This window comes from Albidovulum litorale (assembly GCF_025751495.1).
GTDB classification, from domain to species: domain Bacteria; phylum Pseudomonadota; class Alphaproteobacteria; order Rhodobacterales; family Rhodobacteraceae; genus Albidovulum; species Albidovulum litorale.
This window is the reverse complement of sequence record NZ_JAOWKZ010000001.1, coordinates 458775-474539: the sequence shown is the minus strand read 5'-3', so window position 1 is coordinate 474539 and position 15765 is coordinate 458775. Positions and strand designations below refer to the sequence as shown.

General features: G+C 64.2%; 20 protein-coding genes. 13 read left to right on the top strand and 7 right to left on the bottom strand.

Features of this window, described 5'->3' with window-relative positions; genetic code table 11:
- Window positions 1-141: 141 nt before the first annotated feature.
- Entirely contained in the window at window positions 142-411 is a 270-nt protein-coding gene (rpmA, locus tag OEZ71_RS02415; protein WP_263738329.1) for a 50S ribosomal protein L27, read from the bottom strand.
- A gap of 6 nt (window positions 412-417) precedes the next feature.
- Window positions 418-939, bottom strand: coding sequence for a 50S ribosomal protein L21 (rplU, locus tag OEZ71_RS02410; protein WP_412175596.1), 522 nt, complete (start codon window positions 937-939; stop codon window positions 418-420).
- A gap of 279 nt (window positions 940-1218) precedes the next feature.
- Here rplU and OEZ71_RS02405 point away from each other — a divergent pair, with 279 nt between their 5' ends.
- Window positions 1219-1644: a hypothetical protein gene (locus OEZ71_RS02405; protein ID WP_263738328.1), complete on the top strand. Its 426-nt coding sequence runs from the start codon at window positions 1219-1221 to the stop codon at window positions 1642-1644.
- A gap of 89 nt (window positions 1645-1733) precedes the next feature.
- Here OEZ71_RS02405 and OEZ71_RS02400 read toward each other — a convergent pair whose 3' ends face one another.
- Window positions 1734-2357, bottom strand: a complete 624-nt coding sequence (locus tag OEZ71_RS02400; protein ID WP_263738327.1) for a thiamine phosphate synthase — start codon at window positions 2355-2357, stop codon at window positions 1734-1736.
- A gap of 64 nt (window positions 2358-2421) precedes the next feature.
- Window positions 2422-2748, bottom strand: a complete 327-nt coding sequence (locus tag OEZ71_RS02395) for a TfoX/Sxy family protein (protein ID WP_263738326.1) — start codon at window positions 2746-2748, stop codon at window positions 2422-2424.
- A gap of 65 nt (window positions 2749-2813) precedes the next feature.
- On the opposite strand from OEZ71_RS02395, the gene OEZ71_RS02390 reads away from it, so the two are divergent.
- From OEZ71_RS02390 to OEZ71_RS02375, 4 genes are all read left to right on the top strand, one after another.
- On the top strand, window positions 2814-3551 hold the full coding sequence (locus OEZ71_RS02390) for an RNA methyltransferase (RefSeq protein WP_263738325.1): 738 nt from the start codon (window positions 2814-2816) through the stop codon (window positions 3549-3551).
- 160 nt (window positions 3552-3711) lie between these two features.
- Complete coding sequence (ctaA, locus tag OEZ71_RS02385; protein ID WP_263738324.1) at window positions 3712-4860, top strand: heme A synthase; 1149 nt, start codon at window positions 3712-3714, stop codon at window positions 4858-4860.
- A gap of 3 nt (window positions 4861-4863) precedes the next feature.
- Window positions 4864-6348: a carboxypeptidase M32 gene (locus OEZ71_RS02380; RefSeq protein ID WP_263738323.1), complete on the top strand. Its 1485-nt coding sequence runs from the start codon at window positions 4864-4866 to the stop codon at window positions 6346-6348.
- Between the two features lie 4 nt (window positions 6349-6352).
- Complete coding sequence (locus OEZ71_RS02375) at window positions 6353-7531, top strand: MFS transporter (RefSeq protein ID WP_263738322.1); 1179 nt, start codon at window positions 6353-6355, stop codon at window positions 7529-7531.
- Between the two features lie 60 nt (window positions 7532-7591).
- Here the strand turns inward: OEZ71_RS02375 and OEZ71_RS02370 are convergent, their stop codons facing one another.
- A complete protein-coding gene (locus tag OEZ71_RS02370) occupies window positions 7592-8380 on the bottom strand; it encodes an enoyl-CoA hydratase (RefSeq protein ID WP_263738321.1) in 789 nt (262 codons plus the stop codon).
- 55 nt (window positions 8381-8435) lie between these two features.
- On the opposite strand from OEZ71_RS02370, the gene OEZ71_RS02365 reads away from it, so the two are divergent.
- From OEZ71_RS02365 to OEZ71_RS02350, 4 genes are all read left to right on the top strand, one after another.
- On the top strand, window positions 8436-8867 hold the full coding sequence (locus tag OEZ71_RS02365) for a PaaI family thioesterase (RefSeq protein ID WP_263738320.1): 432 nt from the start codon (window positions 8436-8438) through the stop codon (window positions 8865-8867).
- Window positions 8868-9371: 504 nt separating this feature from the next.
- Window positions 9372-9836, top strand: coding sequence for a 50S ribosomal protein L13 (rplM, locus tag OEZ71_RS02360; protein WP_263738319.1), 465 nt, complete (start codon window positions 9372-9374; stop codon window positions 9834-9836).
- Between the two features lies 1 nt (window position 9837).
- Window positions 9838-10341 carry a 30S ribosomal protein S9 gene (gene rpsI / locus OEZ71_RS02355; protein ID WP_263738318.1) on the top strand — a complete coding sequence of 168 codons (504 nt, stop codon included), beginning with the start codon at window positions 9838-9840 and terminating at the stop codon, window positions 10339-10341.
- Window positions 10342-10534: 193 nt separating this feature from the next.
- Window positions 10535-10792 (top strand): hypothetical protein, encoded by a 258-nt coding sequence (locus OEZ71_RS02350; protein WP_263738317.1) that lies wholly within the window; start codon window positions 10535-10537, stop codon window positions 10790-10792.
- 144 nt (window positions 10793-10936) lie between these two features.
- Here OEZ71_RS02350 and OEZ71_RS02345 read toward each other — a convergent pair whose 3' ends face one another.
- Window positions 10937-11158, bottom strand: a complete 222-nt coding sequence (locus tag OEZ71_RS02345; RefSeq protein WP_263738316.1) for a DUF1127 domain-containing protein — start codon at window positions 11156-11158, stop codon at window positions 10937-10939.
- 88 nt (window positions 11159-11246) lie between these two features.
- Here OEZ71_RS02345 and OEZ71_RS02340 point away from each other — a divergent pair, with 88 nt between their 5' ends.
- The 4 genes from OEZ71_RS02340 (at window position 11247) to OEZ71_RS02325 (ending at window position 14978) form a co-directional block, all read left to right on the top strand.
- Window positions 11247-12662, top strand: a complete 1416-nt coding sequence (locus OEZ71_RS02340) for an aminotransferase-like domain-containing protein (protein ID WP_263738315.1) — start codon at window positions 11247-11249, stop codon at window positions 12660-12662.
- Complete coding sequence (locus tag OEZ71_RS02335; RefSeq protein WP_263738982.1) at window positions 12659-13291, top strand: DNA-3-methyladenine glycosylase family protein; 633 nt, start codon at window positions 12659-12661, stop codon at window positions 13289-13291. The genes OEZ71_RS02340 and OEZ71_RS02335 overlap by 4 nt, the downstream gene beginning before the upstream one ends.
- Complete coding sequence (locus OEZ71_RS02330) at window positions 13288-13953, top strand: alpha/beta hydrolase (RefSeq protein WP_263738314.1); 666 nt, start codon at window positions 13288-13290, stop codon at window positions 13951-13953. The genes OEZ71_RS02335 and OEZ71_RS02330 overlap by 4 nt, the downstream gene beginning before the upstream one ends.
- A 425-nt stretch (window positions 13954-14378) precedes the next feature.
- A complete protein-coding gene (locus OEZ71_RS02325) occupies window positions 14379-14978 on the top strand; it encodes an HNH endonuclease (protein ID WP_263738313.1) in 600 nt (199 codons plus the stop codon).
- Between the two features lie 30 nt (window positions 14979-15008).
- Here OEZ71_RS02325 and OEZ71_RS02320 read toward each other — a convergent pair whose 3' ends face one another.
- Window positions 15009-15749 carry a cytochrome b gene (locus OEZ71_RS02320; RefSeq protein ID WP_263738312.1) on the bottom strand — a complete coding sequence of 247 codons (741 nt, stop codon included), beginning with the start codon at window positions 15747-15749 and terminating at the stop codon, window positions 15009-15011.
- Window positions 15750-15765 lie beyond the last annotated feature (16 nt).

Here is a 15765-nt window from a genome sequence, read left to right as displayed (position 1 = left end):
AGCTTGCGCCGTTCACACGTACCGTGATCATGCTCATCACTGCCTCATTGAAACCGTACACTGGCAAACTCCTGCCTGTAAAAGAAAAGGGACCGGCCTTTCAGCCGGTCCCCGTCTACAATCCGATTGTAAAGGTTCGGCTTACTCGGCTGCCTCCGCTGCCGGGAGGACCGAAATAAAGGTGCGGCCCTTGAGACCTTTCTTGAAGGTCACGCGGCCTTCGGCGGTTGCAAAGATCGTGTGGTCACGACCCATGCCGACGCCTTCGCCCGGCCACCAGGTGGTGCCGCGCTGACGCACGATGATGGCGCCCGGAACCGCTTCCTGACCGCCATAGAGTTTCACGCCGAGACGGCGACCAGCGCTGTCGCGGCCGTTGCGGGAGGAACCGCCTGCCTTTTTATGTGCCATGGGGTGTTACTCCTTCGCTTTGGCCGCGGCCTTCTTAGGCGCAGCTTTCTTTGCCGGGGCGGCCTTGGCTTCGGCTTTCTTGGCCGGGGCCTTCTTCGCCGGGGCAGCTTTCTTTTCGGCCTTCTCGGACTTCTCCGTCGGGGCCGCGTTGTTATGCGCGGCGACGCGGGCGGCATGGGTGCCGATGGCTTCCTTCACGCCCGACTTGTCCGCGCCGGAGGCGAGGATGTCGGTGACGCGGAGCAGGGTCAGCTTCTGGCGGTGGCCACGGGTGCGCTGCGAGGAGTGCTTGCGGCGGCGCTTCCAGAAGGTGATGACCTTGTCGGCCTTGATGTCGTCGATGACTTCGGCCTGGACGGCAGCGCCCTTGACGAGCGGCGCACCCAGAACCGGCTTGTCGCCGCCGATCATGAGAACTTCGTTGAACTGGACTTTGTCACCAGCGGCGGCTGCGATCAGTTCCACGCGGAGCACATCGCCCGCCTGAACCTTGTACTGCTTGCCACCGGTCTTGAGGACCGCGAACATGGGTCTTTCCTTCATTTCTGCCGCGCCCTGTGGCCCCGGATCATCCGGCGTTTATGGGTTTCCCCGCCTCGGGCAGCGCGCCCCTTTCGGGACGACATTACCAAATATAGAATCCCGGTCGGGCCGAGAGACCCGCCGGGATGCGGGCTTATCAGGCAGGCGGGGGTGAAAGTCAAGGGCCGACTGGCATCTGAACATGTGGGGACTCACTTGCCGGTACGCCGTCACCCTCTTACACGTTCAGGTGGAATATGTGTGCCGATAAACGGAGGCAGGGGCATGGAACGACGGACAGGCAGAACCCGAACCGGAGCGATGGCAACACTGGTGGCGACCGTAACGCTTGCCGCCTGTGCCGAAGATCCCGCAGAGATTGCCCGCTACCGGGCGGAAGAAGAGGCGCTTAAGACCATGATCATCCGCGACGCGGCGGTGAGGGAGGGGTTGGAGACCTTCATCGGCTGGGGCATGCCGGGCGGGGTTCACGGTTTGCAGGATTACGGTGGTGAAAAGATCGAGTCCGTGTTTGCGGCCTACGACCCCGCCAAGACAAGCGGCGAGGCGGTGATCCGTGCCTTTTCGGAACACTGCAAGCGGATCGGCCGGACGGGTGCCGAAGCGACGCCGTCGGGCATTACCACCGGCAGGAACTCTCCGGGCGGGCGGCGGAAGTTGCCTGCCTACATGCTCAAATGCGTCTCTTAATCGGCGTCGCACCGTCCAGAGCTGACCATTAGCGCCGGACTTGAAGAGGCGCGTGGCACATTGGGCCGGACATGAGTGACACTGCCTGATTACAGAGCAGAGCGGGCGATCAGTACTTTGAGGGTGGCCACGGGATCATCGCTTGACCAGATCTCGGCCCCGATGCCGAAGAAATCCGTGACCGGGGCGAGGTCGGTCACAAGGTCGGCGGTCAGCCCGCCTTCGGCAACGACCGGGACCTCGATCATCTCGGACCACCAGGCGAAGAGTTCACGGTCGGCGCGGGCGCCGGTGCCGAGCGCGGTGGCGCCGACGGGGCCGAAGGACACGTAATCGGCCCCGGCCTCGCCGGCATTCATCCCCTCATGCCGCGACGTGCCGCAGAAGGCGCCGACGATGGCGTCGGCCCCGAGCGTCTTGCGGGCGTCCCGGATATTACGCGCGCCGTCGGTCAGGTGAACCCCGTCTAGCCCGTGGCGTTCGGCCAGTTTCAGATGCGTCTCGATCACGACGGCCACGTCACGCTCATGCGCGACCATCCGCACCGCATCCGCCGCCCGGCCGATCCGGTCCTCGTCGCCCCCGGCGATTGCAAGGCGAATGCAGGCGATCTCTTCGGCATCCAGAACGGCGGCGAGCCGGTCGGGAAAGACCTCCAGATCGAGATCGGGCGGCGTGATGAGGTAGATCTGCGGGCGGTCGTTTTCGGCCATGGGTGGCTCCGGGTCTTTCGGTTCCGCTGCCGATTAGCGCAGAATTGTCTGCTTGGCTATGGCCCTACTTTGCAGGCAGGGTTTTCACGAAACCGAGCGCCAGCGCCAGAACTGTGCCCCGCCGCGCATCGTCGGCCGTGGCCTCGAGGCTGAATTCGATGATCCCGCCCATGGGCTTGCCGGTGAAGGTCATCGGCCCCGCGCCGGGCACGGCAAGGGCTGCCGCCATGTTCGGCTTGCCGACGCGGAACATCGTGCCGCCCTTGTGGATGCCGCAGAGCATATTGCCGTTCATCAGGAAACAGAGCCCGCCGAACATCTTCTGTTCGCGGATCGGCAGATCGGCCAGATCGTCGCGCAGGACCTGCGCCAGCCCCTCGTCCCAGGCCATGGCGGCCTCCTTGCGATAGAAGCAAGGTCAAAGTATCAGGCCCGCGACCCGAGAGGAAACATCTGATGTCCGACCTTCAGCCCGCCTTCATCCTCGTTCGCCCGCAGATGGGCGAGAATATCGGCGCAGCGGCGCGGGCGATGCTGAATTTCGGTCTTTCGCACATGCGGCTGATTGATCCGCGCGACGGCTGGCCCAATCCGCGCGCCGTCGCCATGGCCTCGGGTGCGGCGGGGAAGGTGCTGGACCATGCGGGCGTCTTCGAGACGCTGCCGGAGGCGATCCACGACTGTTCCTATATCTTTGCGACGACCGCGCGCTCGCGCGACCTGACCAAGCCGGTGATGACGCCGGAACGCGCGATGGAACATGCCCGCGCGCTCTCGGCCTCCGGCCAGAGGGTCGGTGTGCTTTTCGGACCCGAACGTGCCGGGCTGGAGAACGAGGACATCTCCCGCGCAAACGCGATCATCTCAATCCCGGTGAACCCGGATTTCGCCTCGCTCAATCTCGGTCAGGCGGTGCTGCTCTGCGCCTATGAGTGGCGGCGGCAGGGCGATCAGACCCCGCCCGAGGTGCTGGAACTGGCAGGAACCGAGCTTGCCCCCGCGATCGAGGTCGAAAAGCTGGGAGATCATTATGAAGAGCGGCTGGAGGAGGCCGGGTTCTTCTTTCCTGCGACCAAGGCCGAGGGGATGAAGCTGAATCTGCGCAATCTCTGGAGCCGGATGCCGCTGACGCGGGCCGATGTGCAGACGCTGCACGGGGTGCTGCGCCAGATTGTGCGCAAAGCCGGAAAATGAAGTCGGGTGCGGCTATGGAAGGATTTTGAGACAAAATCCTTCCATATTGAAAAGTTTTGACCCAAAACTTTTCGAACCGGGCTCGGCGGGACGCATGGCCGTCTGGCCTTGAAGCCGACCTTGCGGTTGCATAGTGTCCGCCCGTCGAACGGAGGGCGCGATGGCCGGCAAACGCAGTATTTTCGAAGAGGTCGGTGAGGGGCAGAAATCCGCTGCCACGCCACAAGGCGGCATGATCGATCAGGGCCGGGGCGGTGCGCGCGGTGCTGTGCGGATCTGGCTTGCCATTCTCTTCGCGCTGGTCGTCGCGATGATCGCGGTCGGCGGTCTGACGCGGCTGACGGACAGCGGGTTGTCGATCACCGAGTGGCGGCCCGTGACCGGTGCGCTGCCGCCGATGAATGCCGCTGAGTGGCAGGCCGAATTCGCCAAGTATCAGGCCAGCCCGGAATTTCAGTTGCAGAACCATCAGATGGGACTTGAGGAGTTCAAGACGATCTATTGGTGGGAATGGGGTCACCGCCAGCTTGGCCGATTTGTCGGGCTGGTCTGGGCCGTGGGCTTCCTCTTCTTCTGGGCGACGAAACGCATGCCCGCCGGCTGGACGGGACGGCTCGCGAGCCTTGGTGCGCTCGGCGGGTTGCAGGGGGTCATCGGCTGGTGGATGGTGTCGTCCGGCCTGACGGGGCGCATGGTCGATGTCGCCTCCTACCGCCTTGCGGTCCATCTGGGGCTCGCCTTCGCGATCCTCGGGCTGATCGCCTGGTATATGCTGTCGCTGTCGCGGCGCGAGACAGAGCTGTTGCAGGCGCGCAGGTCGCGCGAGGCAAAGCTTTTCTCCATGTCGACGGGGCTGATGCATTTCGCCTTTCTCCAGATCCTGCTTGGTGCCTTGGTGGCAGGGATCGACGCGGGCCGGGCCTTTCCGACCTGGCCGCTGATGGGGGAGAGTTTCTTCCCGGCTGACGCGTTCTATCTGCCCGAGGGCGGACCGGCGGTGCTGGCCTTCTTCGAAAATCCGGGGCTGGTGCAGTTTGTTCACCGGATGGCGGGTTATCTTCTGCTGGCCTTTGGCATCGTCGTCTGGCTGCGGGGGCGCCGGTCTGCCCATCCGGCGACACGCGGGGCCTTTACCTTCGTGATCGTGGCTTTGGCCGCGCAGGTGGTGCTGGGCATCGTTACGGTTGTCCATGCCGCCCCCCTGTCGCTCGGGCTCATCCACCAGTTGGGCGCGGTCGCGGTCTGGGTCGCCGTGATCCGAGCGCGGCACCGGGCGCAATATCCGATCACCGCGACGATCCGGGGATAAAAAATGACCGCCTTTGCCGACCTCATGGCCTTTCAGCGCGAAACAGAGGCGCTGGCGCAGATCGCGGGCCGTCTGGGCTGGGATCAGGAAACCATGATGCCCGAGGGTGCCGCCGAACAGCGCGGCGAGGAGATGGCGGCGATCGAGGGCGTGCTGCATTCCCGGCGCACCGATCCGCGCGTGGGTGACTGGCTCGCCTCGGCCAAAGCGACGGATGCGGCGGGGGCGCGGGCGCTCGACCTAATCGGGCGGTCCTATCACCGCAACGTCGCCGTTCCCGGAAGGCTGGCGGCCGAGATCGCGCGGGTGACGAGTGTCGCGCAGGGCATCTGGGCCGAGGCGCGGGCGAAGGACGATGTCGCGCATTTCCTGCCGGTCTTCGAAAAGGTCGTGGCGCTGATGCGCGAGAAGGGGCAGGCACTGGCGGAAGCCGGGTTCGGCGGCGGCGATGTCTATGACGCACTTCTGGACGATTACGAACCGGGCGCCACGGCCGCGACAATTGGCGCTATGTTCGGCCGTATGCGGCCGCGCCTTGTGGCGCTTAGGGAAAAAGTGCTGGGGGCTGCGGGGCACCCCGCGCCGGTCAAAGGGACATTTGCCAAGGAAGGGCAACTGGCACTGGCGCGCGAGCTTGCCACGGCCTTTGGTTATGACTGGAATCGGGGGCGGCTCGATCTGGCGGTGCATCCGTTCTCCTCGGGCTCCGGCAACGATGCCCGGATCACCACGCGGGTGGTGGAGGCCGATCCCTTCAACTGCCTTTATTCGACGATCCACGAGGTCGGTCATGCCTGTTACGAACTGGCGATCGACCCCGACCATCTTTTCACGCCCTTAGGCGCGGGCGTGTCGATGGGGGTGCATGAAAGCCAGAGCCGGATCTATGAAAACCAGTTGGGCCGGTCGCGGGCCTTCACCGGCTGGCTGCACGGGCGGATGCGCGACACGTTCGGCGATTTCGGCGTGGCGACGGCGGAGGAGTTCTATCGCTCGGTCAACCGGGTCCAGTCGGGCTATATCCGCACCGAGGCCGACGAGGTGCATTACAACCTGCACATCATGATGCGCTTTGATTTGGAGCGGCAGGTGATGGCGGGGGTCCTTGAAGTGGCCGATCTGGAGGCGGCGTGGAATGCCCGCTTTGCCGAGGATTTCGGCGTGAAGGTCGACCGGCCCGCGAACGGGGTCTTGCAGGATGTGCATTGGTCGGTGGGGCTTTTCGGCTATTTCCCGACCTATACGCTCGGCAATGTCTATGCCGGATGCCTGATGAAGGCCTTGCGGGCCGACCTGCCTGATATTGACGCCGATCTGGCGCGCGGCGATGCGAGACCGGCAACCGACTGGCTGGCGGCGAAGGTGCAGCGCTTCGGCGGGCTGTACCGCCCGGCAGAGGTGATCGAACGGGCCTGTGGTTTTGCCCCCAGCGAAGCGCCGCTGCTTGACTATCTCGACGCCAAGTTCGGCGATCTCTACGGGCTCTGAAGTCATGTCCCGCGACGACAGCATCGGCGTCTGGCTGCTTGCGGTGGGTCAGACGGCGGGCTTCGCGTCGCTGGTCTATATCTTCGGGGCGATCATCCTGGCGCTGGAGGACGGAAGCGGCTGGAGCCGGGCGGAACTGGCGCTCGGGCCGACGCTGGCGCTTCTGACGCAGGCGGGGCTGGCGCCGTTTTCGGGGCGGTTGGTGGACAAGGGCTATGGCGGGGCGCTTCTGGGCGGCGCGGCGGCTTTGGGGGCAGTGTGTCTGGCGGCCCTGTCGCGGGTCGAGGTGCTCTGGCTCTGGTATGCGCTCTGGATCGTCATCGGCTGCGCGCAGGCCGCGAGCCTTTATGAGACCTGCTTTTCTTTCCTGACGCGACGACTGGGGCGGGAGGCGCGGACCGGCATCATCAGGGTGACGTTGGTCGCGGGTTTCGCCTCCACCTTCGCCTTTCCGCTTGGCGCGCTGACGGGTGAGGCACTGGGCTGGCGCGGCGCGGTTCTGGTCTTCGCGGCGGTTCAGCTCGCGGTGACGCTGCCCGCCAATGTCTTCGGCGTGCGGTTCCTCAGGCGCGGCGAGCGGCGTGGCGGGCCGATGGTGGCAACGCCGCCCGGCGCGATCCGCGCCGTGCTGAAGCGACCGGATTTCTGGGCGCTTGCGGCGTTCTTCGGGCTTCTGATGGGCAATCACACGATGCTCTTTACCTTCGCCCTGCCGATCCTGACCGACCGGGGAGCGCCGCAAGGACTGGCCGTTCTGATCGCCTCCACCGTCGGCCCGATGCAGGTGGCGGGGCGCATCATTGTGATGCTGGCGGGCGCGCGCGCCAAGTCCGGCCCCGTTGCGCGCGGCATCGCGCTGGGTATGAGCCTTGCCAGCGTGGCGCTCTTGATCGCGACCGGTCAGGTCTGGCTTCTGGTGATCTATGCCGTGCTTCAGGGCGCGTCGATCGGCATCCAGTCGATCCTGCGCCCGCTGTTGACGGCAGAGGCGCTGGGGCAGGACAACTTCGGCGCGGTGAGCGGGGCGCTCGCCATGGCGCCGCTGACCGCCGGGGCGGCAGCGCCGTTCCTCGGGGCGCTTCTCATTGGGGCGGGGGGCGTGACATTGCTTCTATGGGTGACGCTGGTGGCCGCGCTTGTGGCGCTCGGCCTCGCGGTCTGGCTGAGGACGCGCGGGATCTGAAGTCGGGCCGGGGGCCAGCCCCCGGGCCCCCGGAGTATTTTCAGACAGAAAGTGGGAGGGTCAGGCCCAGTCGGGTTTTCGTTTTTCGATAAACGCCGAGATACCTTCCTCGGTGTCACGCCAGAGCATGTTTTCGACCATCACGGCGGCGGCGTGGTCGTAGGCCTCGGCCCGCGTCATCTCGATCTGGTCATAGAAGGCGCGCTTGCCGATCTTGACGGCGGCGGTGAGTTTGGCCGCGACGATTTCCGCGAGGACCCGGGTCTCGGCAGACAGGGTCTGGCTGGGCACGACCTTGTTTACCAGCCCGACCTCGGCGGCGCGGGCGGCGTCGATGAACTGGCCGGTTGTCAACATCTCGAACGCGACCTTGCGCGGCACGTTGCGCGAAAGCGCGACCATGGGGGTGGAACAGAAGAGCCCGATATTGACGCCGTTAACGCCGAACCTTGTGCCCTCGGCGGCGACGGCCATATCGCAGGAGGCCACAAGCTGGCACCCGGCGGCGGTGGCGATGCCATGCGCCTCGGCGATGACCGGCTGGGGCAAAGCGGGGATCATCTGCATGACCTTGGCGCAGCGGGCGAAGAGGTCGGCGAAATAGGCGCGGCCCTTGTCGGGCGCGGCGCGGCCTGCCTGCATTTCCTTCAGATCGTGACCGGCGCAGAAGGCCTTGCCCGCGCCTTTCAGGATTACCACGCGGATGTCCTTGTCGTCCGCCAATCGCGTGAAGGCGTCCTTCAGCGCGGCCAGCATCGCGTCAGAGAGCGCGTTCAGGCTGCCGGGGCTATTGAGGATCAGCGTGGCGATGCCGTCGGCATCGTCGCGCAAAAGGATCGGGTCGCTCATCTTGTCATTCCTTCCGGTTCAGGGAACTCTAGGCCGGTGAGGCGCGGGAGGGAAGATGCAGGCGGTGATGAACGAGGCGGAACTGGCGGCGTTTCTGGAGCGCGAGTTTCCGCAGGTAAAGGGTGACTTCGCGATCGAGCGTCTGACCGAGGACGGGATCGTCATGCGGCTGAAGGTGGCAGAGCGGCATCTGAGGCCCGGCGGCACTGTCTCGGGCCCGAATATCTTCGCATTGGCAGATGTCGCGGTCTATCTGGCCATCCTTGCCCGCATCGGGCCGGTGGCGCTGGCGGTGACCACGAACGGAGCGGTCGATTTCCTGCGCAAGCCGGAAGCCGGGCGCGACCTGATCGGCACGGCGCGCCTGTTGAAAATGGGACGGGTTCTGGCGATAGGGGATGTGCTGATCCGGTCCGAAGGGATGGACGCGCCGGTGGCGCGGGCAAACATGACCTATTCAATCCCGCCGAAACGCGCCGGTGAATGAGGTCAGATGAACCCATCCCCCTGGCAGGAGGTGCAGCGCGTGGTTCGGGTTCCGAAACAGCCGCTGCAGCGGTCATATTGCGGTTTGCCCAGCGGCGTGGTTCCCATCACGACCTGTCCCGCGCCGCCGCAGATCTGGCAGGGCGCGCGGCCGGAGCCGTGGCAGCGGTGGCATCGGCGTTTGACCGGCGGGGTCCCATCCTTTTTCGAGCCTGTTGGCGACATATGATTATCCGTACAATTCCGGGGCAGGGCTGAAATTCAAACGAGTCTAGCAAATCATGGACCGTTCTGTCAGTCATCAGGCTTTGGTCTGATGCGTTGTGGGGTGTCCTAGGGATGATTTTATTGGGGTATTTAAATACCTATTTTTTAACACGTTGAAATTAATCAGATAATTACAGAAACACCCACTTGACCTGCGCGTGCGGATCGGAGACAAGCCCGCATCCGAATTTCGGGCGGCTTCCGGGCTGCCCAGGAACCCGAACTCGAAGGGCTGACAATGAAGACCTATACCGCAACTCCGGCGGAGATCGAGAAGAAGTGGATCCTGATCGACGCCGAGGGCGTTGTTCTGGGCCGCCTCGCCACGATCGTCGCCATGCGCCTGCGCGGCAAGCACAAGGCGACCTTCACCCCGCATATGGACATGGGCGACAATGTCATCGTCATCAACGCCGACAAGGTGCAGATGACCGGCAACAAGCGCGCTGACAAGCGGTACTACTGGCATACCGGCCATCCGGGCGGCATCAAGTTCCGAACCGCCGAGCAGGTGCTGGACGGCGCCCATCCCGAGCGCGTGGTGATCAAGGCCGTCGAGCGCATGATCAGCCGCAACAAGCTGGGCAAGCAGCAGATGTCGAACCTGCGCGTCTATGCCGGTGCCGAGCATCCGCATGAAGCGCAGTCCCCCGAAGTTCTCGACGTCAAGTCGATGAACCCGAAGAACACCCGGAGCGCGTAAGATGGCTGACGAAATCAAATCTCTCGACGATCTGAAATCGGCCGTCTCGGGCACCGAGGCTGTCGCCGAAATCGAAGCGCCCCGTGAACCGCAGCGCGACGCGCTGGGCCGGTCCTATGCGACGGGCAAGCGCAAGGACGCGGTTGCCCGCGTCTGGATCAAGCCGGGTTCCGGCAAGTTCCTGATCCGCAACAACAAGGGCGAGTTCATCGACTACACGAAGTACTTCGCCCGTCCGGTGCTGCAGATGATCCTGCGCCAGCCGTTCCAGGTCGCCAATGTCGAAGGTCAGTTCGACGTGATGGCCACGGTTGCCGGTGGCGGTCTTTCGGGTCAGGCCGGTGCGGTCAAGCACGGCATCTCGAAAGCGCTTCAGCTTTACGAACCCAGCTTGCGCGGTGCGCTCAAGGCTGCGGGCTTCCTGACTCGCGACAGCCGCGTGGTTGAACGGAAGAAATACGGCAAGGCAAAAGCCCGCCGCAGCTTCCAGTTCTCGAAGCGCTGATACTTTTTCGGCTGTTGCCGGAGGGAAAACTCGAAGGCGCGGGCCATTGGTCCGCGCCTTTTTGATTCTGTCACGTTCCTTTTACGCTGTTGCGCTAGGGACTCGATCACGCGGATTTGTGTTCAACCCGATTGACGCAATGGCAGGTATGACCCCAATGTCGCGCCATTGAGGCAGAAAACAGAGCAGAAAAATGCCCATACGTGTGTCTTACCACAGCTCCCTCGGGGGCTTTGATTTCCTTGGCCTGCGCCATTCACCGACCGGCGCGGTCGAAATTGTCTACGATGACGGCGTGAAGCGCCGCCTTGTCTGGCGCGTTCAGAGCAAGGTGCGCGAAAGCCTGATCGACGAGGCGCTGCGGCGTGCGGTCAACCAGCCGCGCGTGGTTTCGGCGATGTATAGCGAGCTGAAGCGTCGCTCGATCGCGATCGAGGCGGTCGCGGTCTGATTGGCGAATCGTCCGTGGTTGGCTGAAGTAAGCTGGGTTTCAACCCACCTTACCTATCCGAGTACGGGTCGATCCGGCGTTAAAAAACGGCCGGGCAGGGCCCGGCCGAGGAAGAGGTTCCGTGGGGATGAACGGAACCGGGACTTATTTACAGAACGGACGGCCGATCTCCTGATCGCGGATCAGGGGGTCGAGGCCGATGTCCCGCAGGTGGAAATCGCTCAAGTGCGACAGCGCGATACGGCTGCGGCGGCGTGCCTGCCATTGCGTCACGACCTTTACCAGTGCGGCCGGGAGCGTGGTCAGCACCTTGCGGCCCATCGGGGCGGCGAGGGGACGCGGGGCGGCTTTGGTCATCATGGTCATGTTGCATCTTTTGTATTGATACAATATTCAGCTTTCAGTACATAAAGGCGTACAATAGTATTGGCTGACCATCCAGAGGAACATTGTCATGGGTACAATGTGGCAGCCTGACCTGACGCATTACGACGGGCCGAAATACCTTGCCCTTACGCGATCGCTTCGCGAAGCGGTTCGCGACGGCGAACTGCCTGAGGGTACTAAGCTGCCGCCGGTGCGCGATCTGGCCTGGCGTCTGGGCATGACGCCGGGCACCGTGGCGCGTGCCTATCAGATCGCGACTCAGGAAGGTTTGCTGGAAGCCGCCGTCGGCCGGGGCACGTTCGTCGCCTCTAACCGCCCGAAATTCGGGGCTTCCCAACCGCTTATGATGGAGCCGCGCCTGATCCACAGAAGTGATCCGGACGCGAAGGCGCCGGTCGATCTGCGGACGCCGCAGCTTCCCGATGTCGGGCAAGGGCAGGCCATTGCTGCGGCTTTCGCCGGTCTTGGCGAGAGCGGTTGTGTCGATTATCTCGGCTATCCCGGGCTCAGGCGTGACAGGCCGTTGCGCGAGGAGCTTGCCAACTGGCTCGCCGACCGCATCCTCGGGCCGATCTCGGCTGATGACATTGTATTGACACATGGTGGGCAGAACGGGATCAATCTGGCCTTACAATGCTGCCTGAAGGGGACCCGACCGCAGGTCTTCTGCGAGGAACTCTCTTATCCCGGGTTCCGCCACGCCGCGCGACTGAATCGGGCAGAGATCGTGCCCGTCGCCATCGACGGCGGCGGCATGATCCCCGAGGCGCTGGATGCCGCCTGCCGCCGCCATGATGCGCGCATCGTTTGTGTCACCACGGATGCGCAGAACCCCACGACGGTAAAGATGCCAGCCCGACGCCGGGCGGAAATTGCCGAGGTGGCGCGGCGGCACGATATCCAGATCGTGGAGGATGACTGCTATTCGGTGCAGGTCGCGACTGATCCGTCCCTGCGGGCCCTTGCGCCGGAACGGACCTGGCATGTGACCTCGGTCTCAAAATCGCTGGCCGCCGGTCTGCGATTTGGCGCGATCGTCTGCCCCACGGGTCTGGGCGAGGCCGGGCGGCTTGCCGCGCAGCATTCCTATTTCGGGCTTGCCCGTCCGGTGACCGATATCGTTTACCACCTTCTTGCCTCGGGCGAGGGGGCACGGCTGCGCGACAAGGTGCAGGCGGTCTTTGCCCGGCGTCTGGAGATGACACTGAACGTGCTCGGCGCTTTTGACCTGCGCTGGCAGAAGGGGTTGGCCTTTGTCTGGCTGCCGATGCCGCAGGGATGGCGCGCCTCCACCTTTGCGCGCGAGGCGGAAGCGGCGGGCGTCATCGTGCGGTCGGCCGATGAATTCGCGCTGATCGAGAGCCATACGCCGAACGCCGTGCGTATCGCGCTGAACGGGGCTTTGCCCGAGGCGGAGTTTTCCAAGGCGCTGGAAACCATGGCGCGGCTTCTGCGCAATCCCCCGGGCGATCTGCCGGTCTGATGGTCGGCCGCATCATTGAAACCGAGACCTGCGTGGCCGAGGGGGCAGACTGGCTGGCCGCACGGCACCCGGATTTCGCGCGTCTTCTGGGCGAAACGGGACCTTTGCCGCTGCGTCGACGGCCGGACGGATTCGCGGCCCTGTTGGACGCGATCATCGGCCAGCAGGTTTCCACCGCTTCGGCCGATGCGATCTGGGCGAAACTTGAGGCGGCGGGGCTGGCGAGTGAAACGGCGATGCGGGGCGCAACCGAAGACGACCTGCGCGCCTGCGGCTTCAGTCGCCAGAAGATCCGCTATGGCAAGGCACTGGCCGAGGCGCGGCTTGACTATGCCGCTTTGCGCTTCCTGCCGGACGACGAGTTGATCGCCACGCTGACCGCACTGCCCGGCATTGGCCTATGGACGGCTGAGGTCTATGCGATCATCTCGCTTGGCCGGGCCGATGTTTTCGCGCCGGGCGATCTGGCGCTGCAGGAAGCGGCGCGGCTGTTGTTCGGCCTGCCTGAGCGCCCGAATGAACGGGAATTGCGCCGGATTGCTGAGGATTGGTCCCCCTGGAGGGCCATTGCGGCCCGCGCGCTCTGGGCCTACTACCGGGTCGTGAAAAGCCGGGAGGGGATCAGGTGACGCGTGAGTTGAAGTTCGGCCGCAGGGCCGCACGGTCGGGGAAGGCCAAGTCTATGGTGATCTTCCTGCACGGCTATGGCGCTGATGGCGCCGACCTTCTGGGCCTTGCCGATCCGCTGGCCCCGCATCTGCCCGACACGGTTTTCCTGTCGCCGGACGCGCCTGAGCCCTGCCGCAACAACCCGATGGGTTATCAGTGGTTCCCGATCCCCTGGCTCGACGGGTCGTCCGATGCGGAGGCGACGGCGGGCATGCTCCGCTCCATCGACGACATCAATGCCTTCATCGATGCGCGTCTGGCCGATGAGGGGCTGACCATCGACCGGCTGGGCGTGATCGGCTTTTCGCAAGGCACGATGATGGCGCTGCATATCCTCCCGCGCCGGGCCGAACCCGTGGCGGCGATTGTCGCCTTTTCCGGTCGCCTTTTGCAGCCAGAGACGTTTACCGCCGAGGCGGTGTCGAAGCCGCCGGTTCTGCTCATTCATGGCGATCAGGACCCGATGGTGCCGTTCCAGGAAATGGGACTGGCGGGAGAGGCGCTGACTGCAGCGGGGTTCGAGACCTATGGCCATGTCATGAAGGGCACCGGCCACGGCATCGCGCCGGACGGGCTGTCGGTTGCTCTGGCCTTTCTCAAGGACAAGCTGCCGGGGGCTTGAAACCGCCACCGGCGGCATTAGGTTGTGACCAGCGAATCCCTCAAGGAGAGAACCATGGAAATCATTGCAATGACCGCACTCGCCTTCATTGCCCTTGGTTTCGTGATGACTTCTCCCCGCCGGGAGCCGAAGCGGCTGCCGGTTCGCATCCACCGCGACGATCGGCGCCGCTGACCCTTAGCAGATGTCTGCGTTGGGCCGCGTTTTAAGGCCCGATTGGTGACACGGCGCGCACCATTGGTCGGTGCGCGCCGTTCCACGACCTGTCATGATCCCTTCATGCTCGCCCGGTAAAGTCTTTGTGGCAACCATGGCATATCGCGGGGCTTGTCAGACGCGAAACGCCAGATATAGTTGTGGATAAGCAGGGGCGGGCGCTCCCGCCCCGGTGCCACAGCGGCATGCGAGGTGAGGACGACGTAAGAATGCTCGACCATCCGACTGACACCGAATTCCGCACTGGTTTCGTCCGCGAACCTTCGGCGTTGAAACATTGTCCGGCGCTGGTGCTGAACGCGGATTTCCGGCCGCTGTCCTATTATCCGCTGTCGCTCTGGCCTTGGCAGGATGCGATCAAGGCGGTGTTTCTCGACCGGGTGATGATACTGGCCGAATATGATGAAGTGGTGCGGTCGCAGCGTGCGGCGATCCGAATACCCTCGGTCGTGGTGCTGAAGGATTACGTAAGACCTCAGAAGCGCGTGGCCTTCACGCGCTTCAATCTTTTTCTGCGGGACGAATTCTGTTGCCAGTATTGCGGGTCGAGGGGTGATCTGACCTTCGATCACGTCCTGCCGCGCTCGCGGGGCGGCGTGACAAGCTGGGAAAACGTGGTTGCCGCCTGTTCTCCCTGCAACCTGAAGAAAGCCAACAAACCTTTGAAACAGTCGGGCCTGTCGCTGCGCCGTCCGCCCTTCCGGCCGGATGTGGAGGATATGCAGCGGGCCGGGCGGCGGTTCCCACCGAACCACCTGCATGAAAGCTGGGTCGATTTCCTTTACTGGGACGCCGAACTGGAGGCCTAACCCGGCGGCGTGTAGAGTTTCGGGTTTATTCTATTCCGGCCTGTCGAGATCGTCGAAGGTTTCCAATCCGTCCAGGACGTCGAACGGGTCAGGCTCGGGCAGCGGGGCTGTGAACCATGCCGCGGTCAGTGAGGCGATCCAGAGCGCAAGGGCCAACGCGGCGGTCAGGATTGCCCTGCGGGCGGGTGGGACGGAGGGGCCGGTCCCGGCGGTAATTCTCGCAAGCGTGGCATCGCGGTCAATCAGTACATGTTTCAGAGTGCCTGCGATATGAAAGGCAAGGGCGGCCATGACCAGCCAGCCTGCTGCCTCGTGCAGATTTCGGAAGGCGAGCGCCAGTGCCTCGTCGGCGGGAACGAAGGGCAGCGCCTGACCGAAAGGCCAGAGGATCGGGGCAAATCCCGGAGCGGCGGAATGGTAAAGGAGCCCGGTGGCGGGCAGAGCCAGAAGGCCGATCCAGAGGAGGCGGTGGATCAGCCGCGCGAGAAAGGTTTCCACCGCGCGTTCGGGGTGAAGCGGACCGGGGTCGGGGCGGAGAATGGCCCAGAGAATGCGCGCCATGCCGAGTGCCAAAACCGCCATGCCGATGGTCTTGTGAACCGAGTATGCGCGGAAGACGGTGGCCACCTCGGCCTCGGTTTCCGCCGGAAGCCGGGTCATCCAGAGGCCCAGTCCAAGTGCGGCGAAGATCGCGAGCGCGGCCAGCCAGTGGAGGAGGCGCGCGGGCAACTCGTAACCGTGACGCTGTTCGGCGCGTGGCGGGATGCGCATAACGGTCCTCATACGT

What these genes read in the sequence shown, in the direction of transcription:
- OEZ71_RS02325 (WP_263738313.1), top strand. Translation starts at nt 14,379, where the DNA reads ATGCTCGACCATCCGACTGACACCGAATTCCGCACTGGTTTCGTCCGC.
- OEZ71_RS02370 (WP_263738321.1), bottom strand. Translation starts at nt 8,380, where the DNA reads ATGAGCGACCCGATCCTTTTGCGCGACGATGCCGACGGCATCGCCACG.
- OEZ71_RS02390 (WP_263738325.1), top strand. Translation starts at nt 2,814, where the DNA reads ATGTCCGACCTTCAGCCCGCCTTCATCCTCGTTCGCCCGCAGATGGGC.
- OEZ71_RS02375 (WP_263738322.1), top strand. Translation starts at nt 6,353, where the DNA reads ATGTCCCGCGACGACAGCATCGGCGTCTGGCTGCTTGCGGTGGGTCAG.
- OEZ71_RS02365 (WP_263738320.1), top strand. Translation starts at nt 8,436, where the DNA reads ATGCAGGCGGTGATGAACGAGGCGGAACTGGCGGCGTTTCTGGAGCGC.
- OEZ71_RS02350 (WP_263738317.1), top strand. Translation starts at nt 10,535, where the DNA reads ATGCCCATACGTGTGTCTTACCACAGCTCCCTCGGGGGCTTTGATTTC.
- OEZ71_RS02380 (WP_263738323.1), top strand. Translation starts at nt 4,864, where the DNA reads ATGACCGCCTTTGCCGACCTCATGGCCTTTCAGCGCGAAACAGAGGCG.
- ctaA (WP_263738324.1), top strand. Translation starts at nt 3,712, where the DNA reads ATGGCCGGCAAACGCAGTATTTTCGAAGAGGTCGGTGAGGGGCAGAAA.
- OEZ71_RS02400 (WP_263738327.1), bottom strand. Translation starts at nt 2,357, where the DNA reads ATGGCCGAAAACGACCGCCCGCAGATCTACCTCATCACGCCGCCCGAT.
- OEZ71_RS02320 (WP_263738312.1), bottom strand. Translation starts at nt 15,749, where the DNA reads ATGCGCATCCCGCCACGCGCCGAACAGCGTCACGGTTACGAGTTGCCC.
- rplM (WP_263738319.1), top strand. Translation starts at nt 9,372, where the DNA reads ATGAAGACCTATACCGCAACTCCGGCGGAGATCGAGAAGAAGTGGATC.
- rpsI (WP_263738318.1), top strand. Translation starts at nt 9,838, where the DNA reads ATGGCTGACGAAATCAAATCTCTCGACGATCTGAAATCGGCCGTCTCG.
- OEZ71_RS02345 (WP_263738316.1), bottom strand. Translation starts at nt 11,158, where the DNA reads ATGACCATGATGACCAAAGCCGCCCCGCGTCCCCTCGCCGCCCCGATG.
- OEZ71_RS02340 (WP_263738315.1), top strand. Translation starts at nt 11,247, where the DNA reads ATGGGTACAATGTGGCAGCCTGACCTGACGCATTACGACGGGCCGAAA.
- rpmA (WP_263738329.1), bottom strand. Translation starts at nt 411, where the DNA reads ATGGCACATAAAAAGGCAGGCGGTTCCTCCCGCAACGGCCGCGACAGC.
- rplU (WP_412175596.1), bottom strand. Translation starts at nt 939, where the DNA reads ATGTTCGCGGTCCTCAAGACCGGTGGCAAGCAGTACAAGGTTCAGGCG.
- OEZ71_RS02395 (WP_263738326.1), bottom strand. Translation starts at nt 2,748, where the DNA reads ATGGCCTGGGACGAGGGGCTGGCGCAGGTCCTGCGCGACGATCTGGCC.
- OEZ71_RS02405 (WP_263738328.1), top strand. Translation starts at nt 1,219, where the DNA reads ATGGAACGACGGACAGGCAGAACCCGAACCGGAGCGATGGCAACACTG.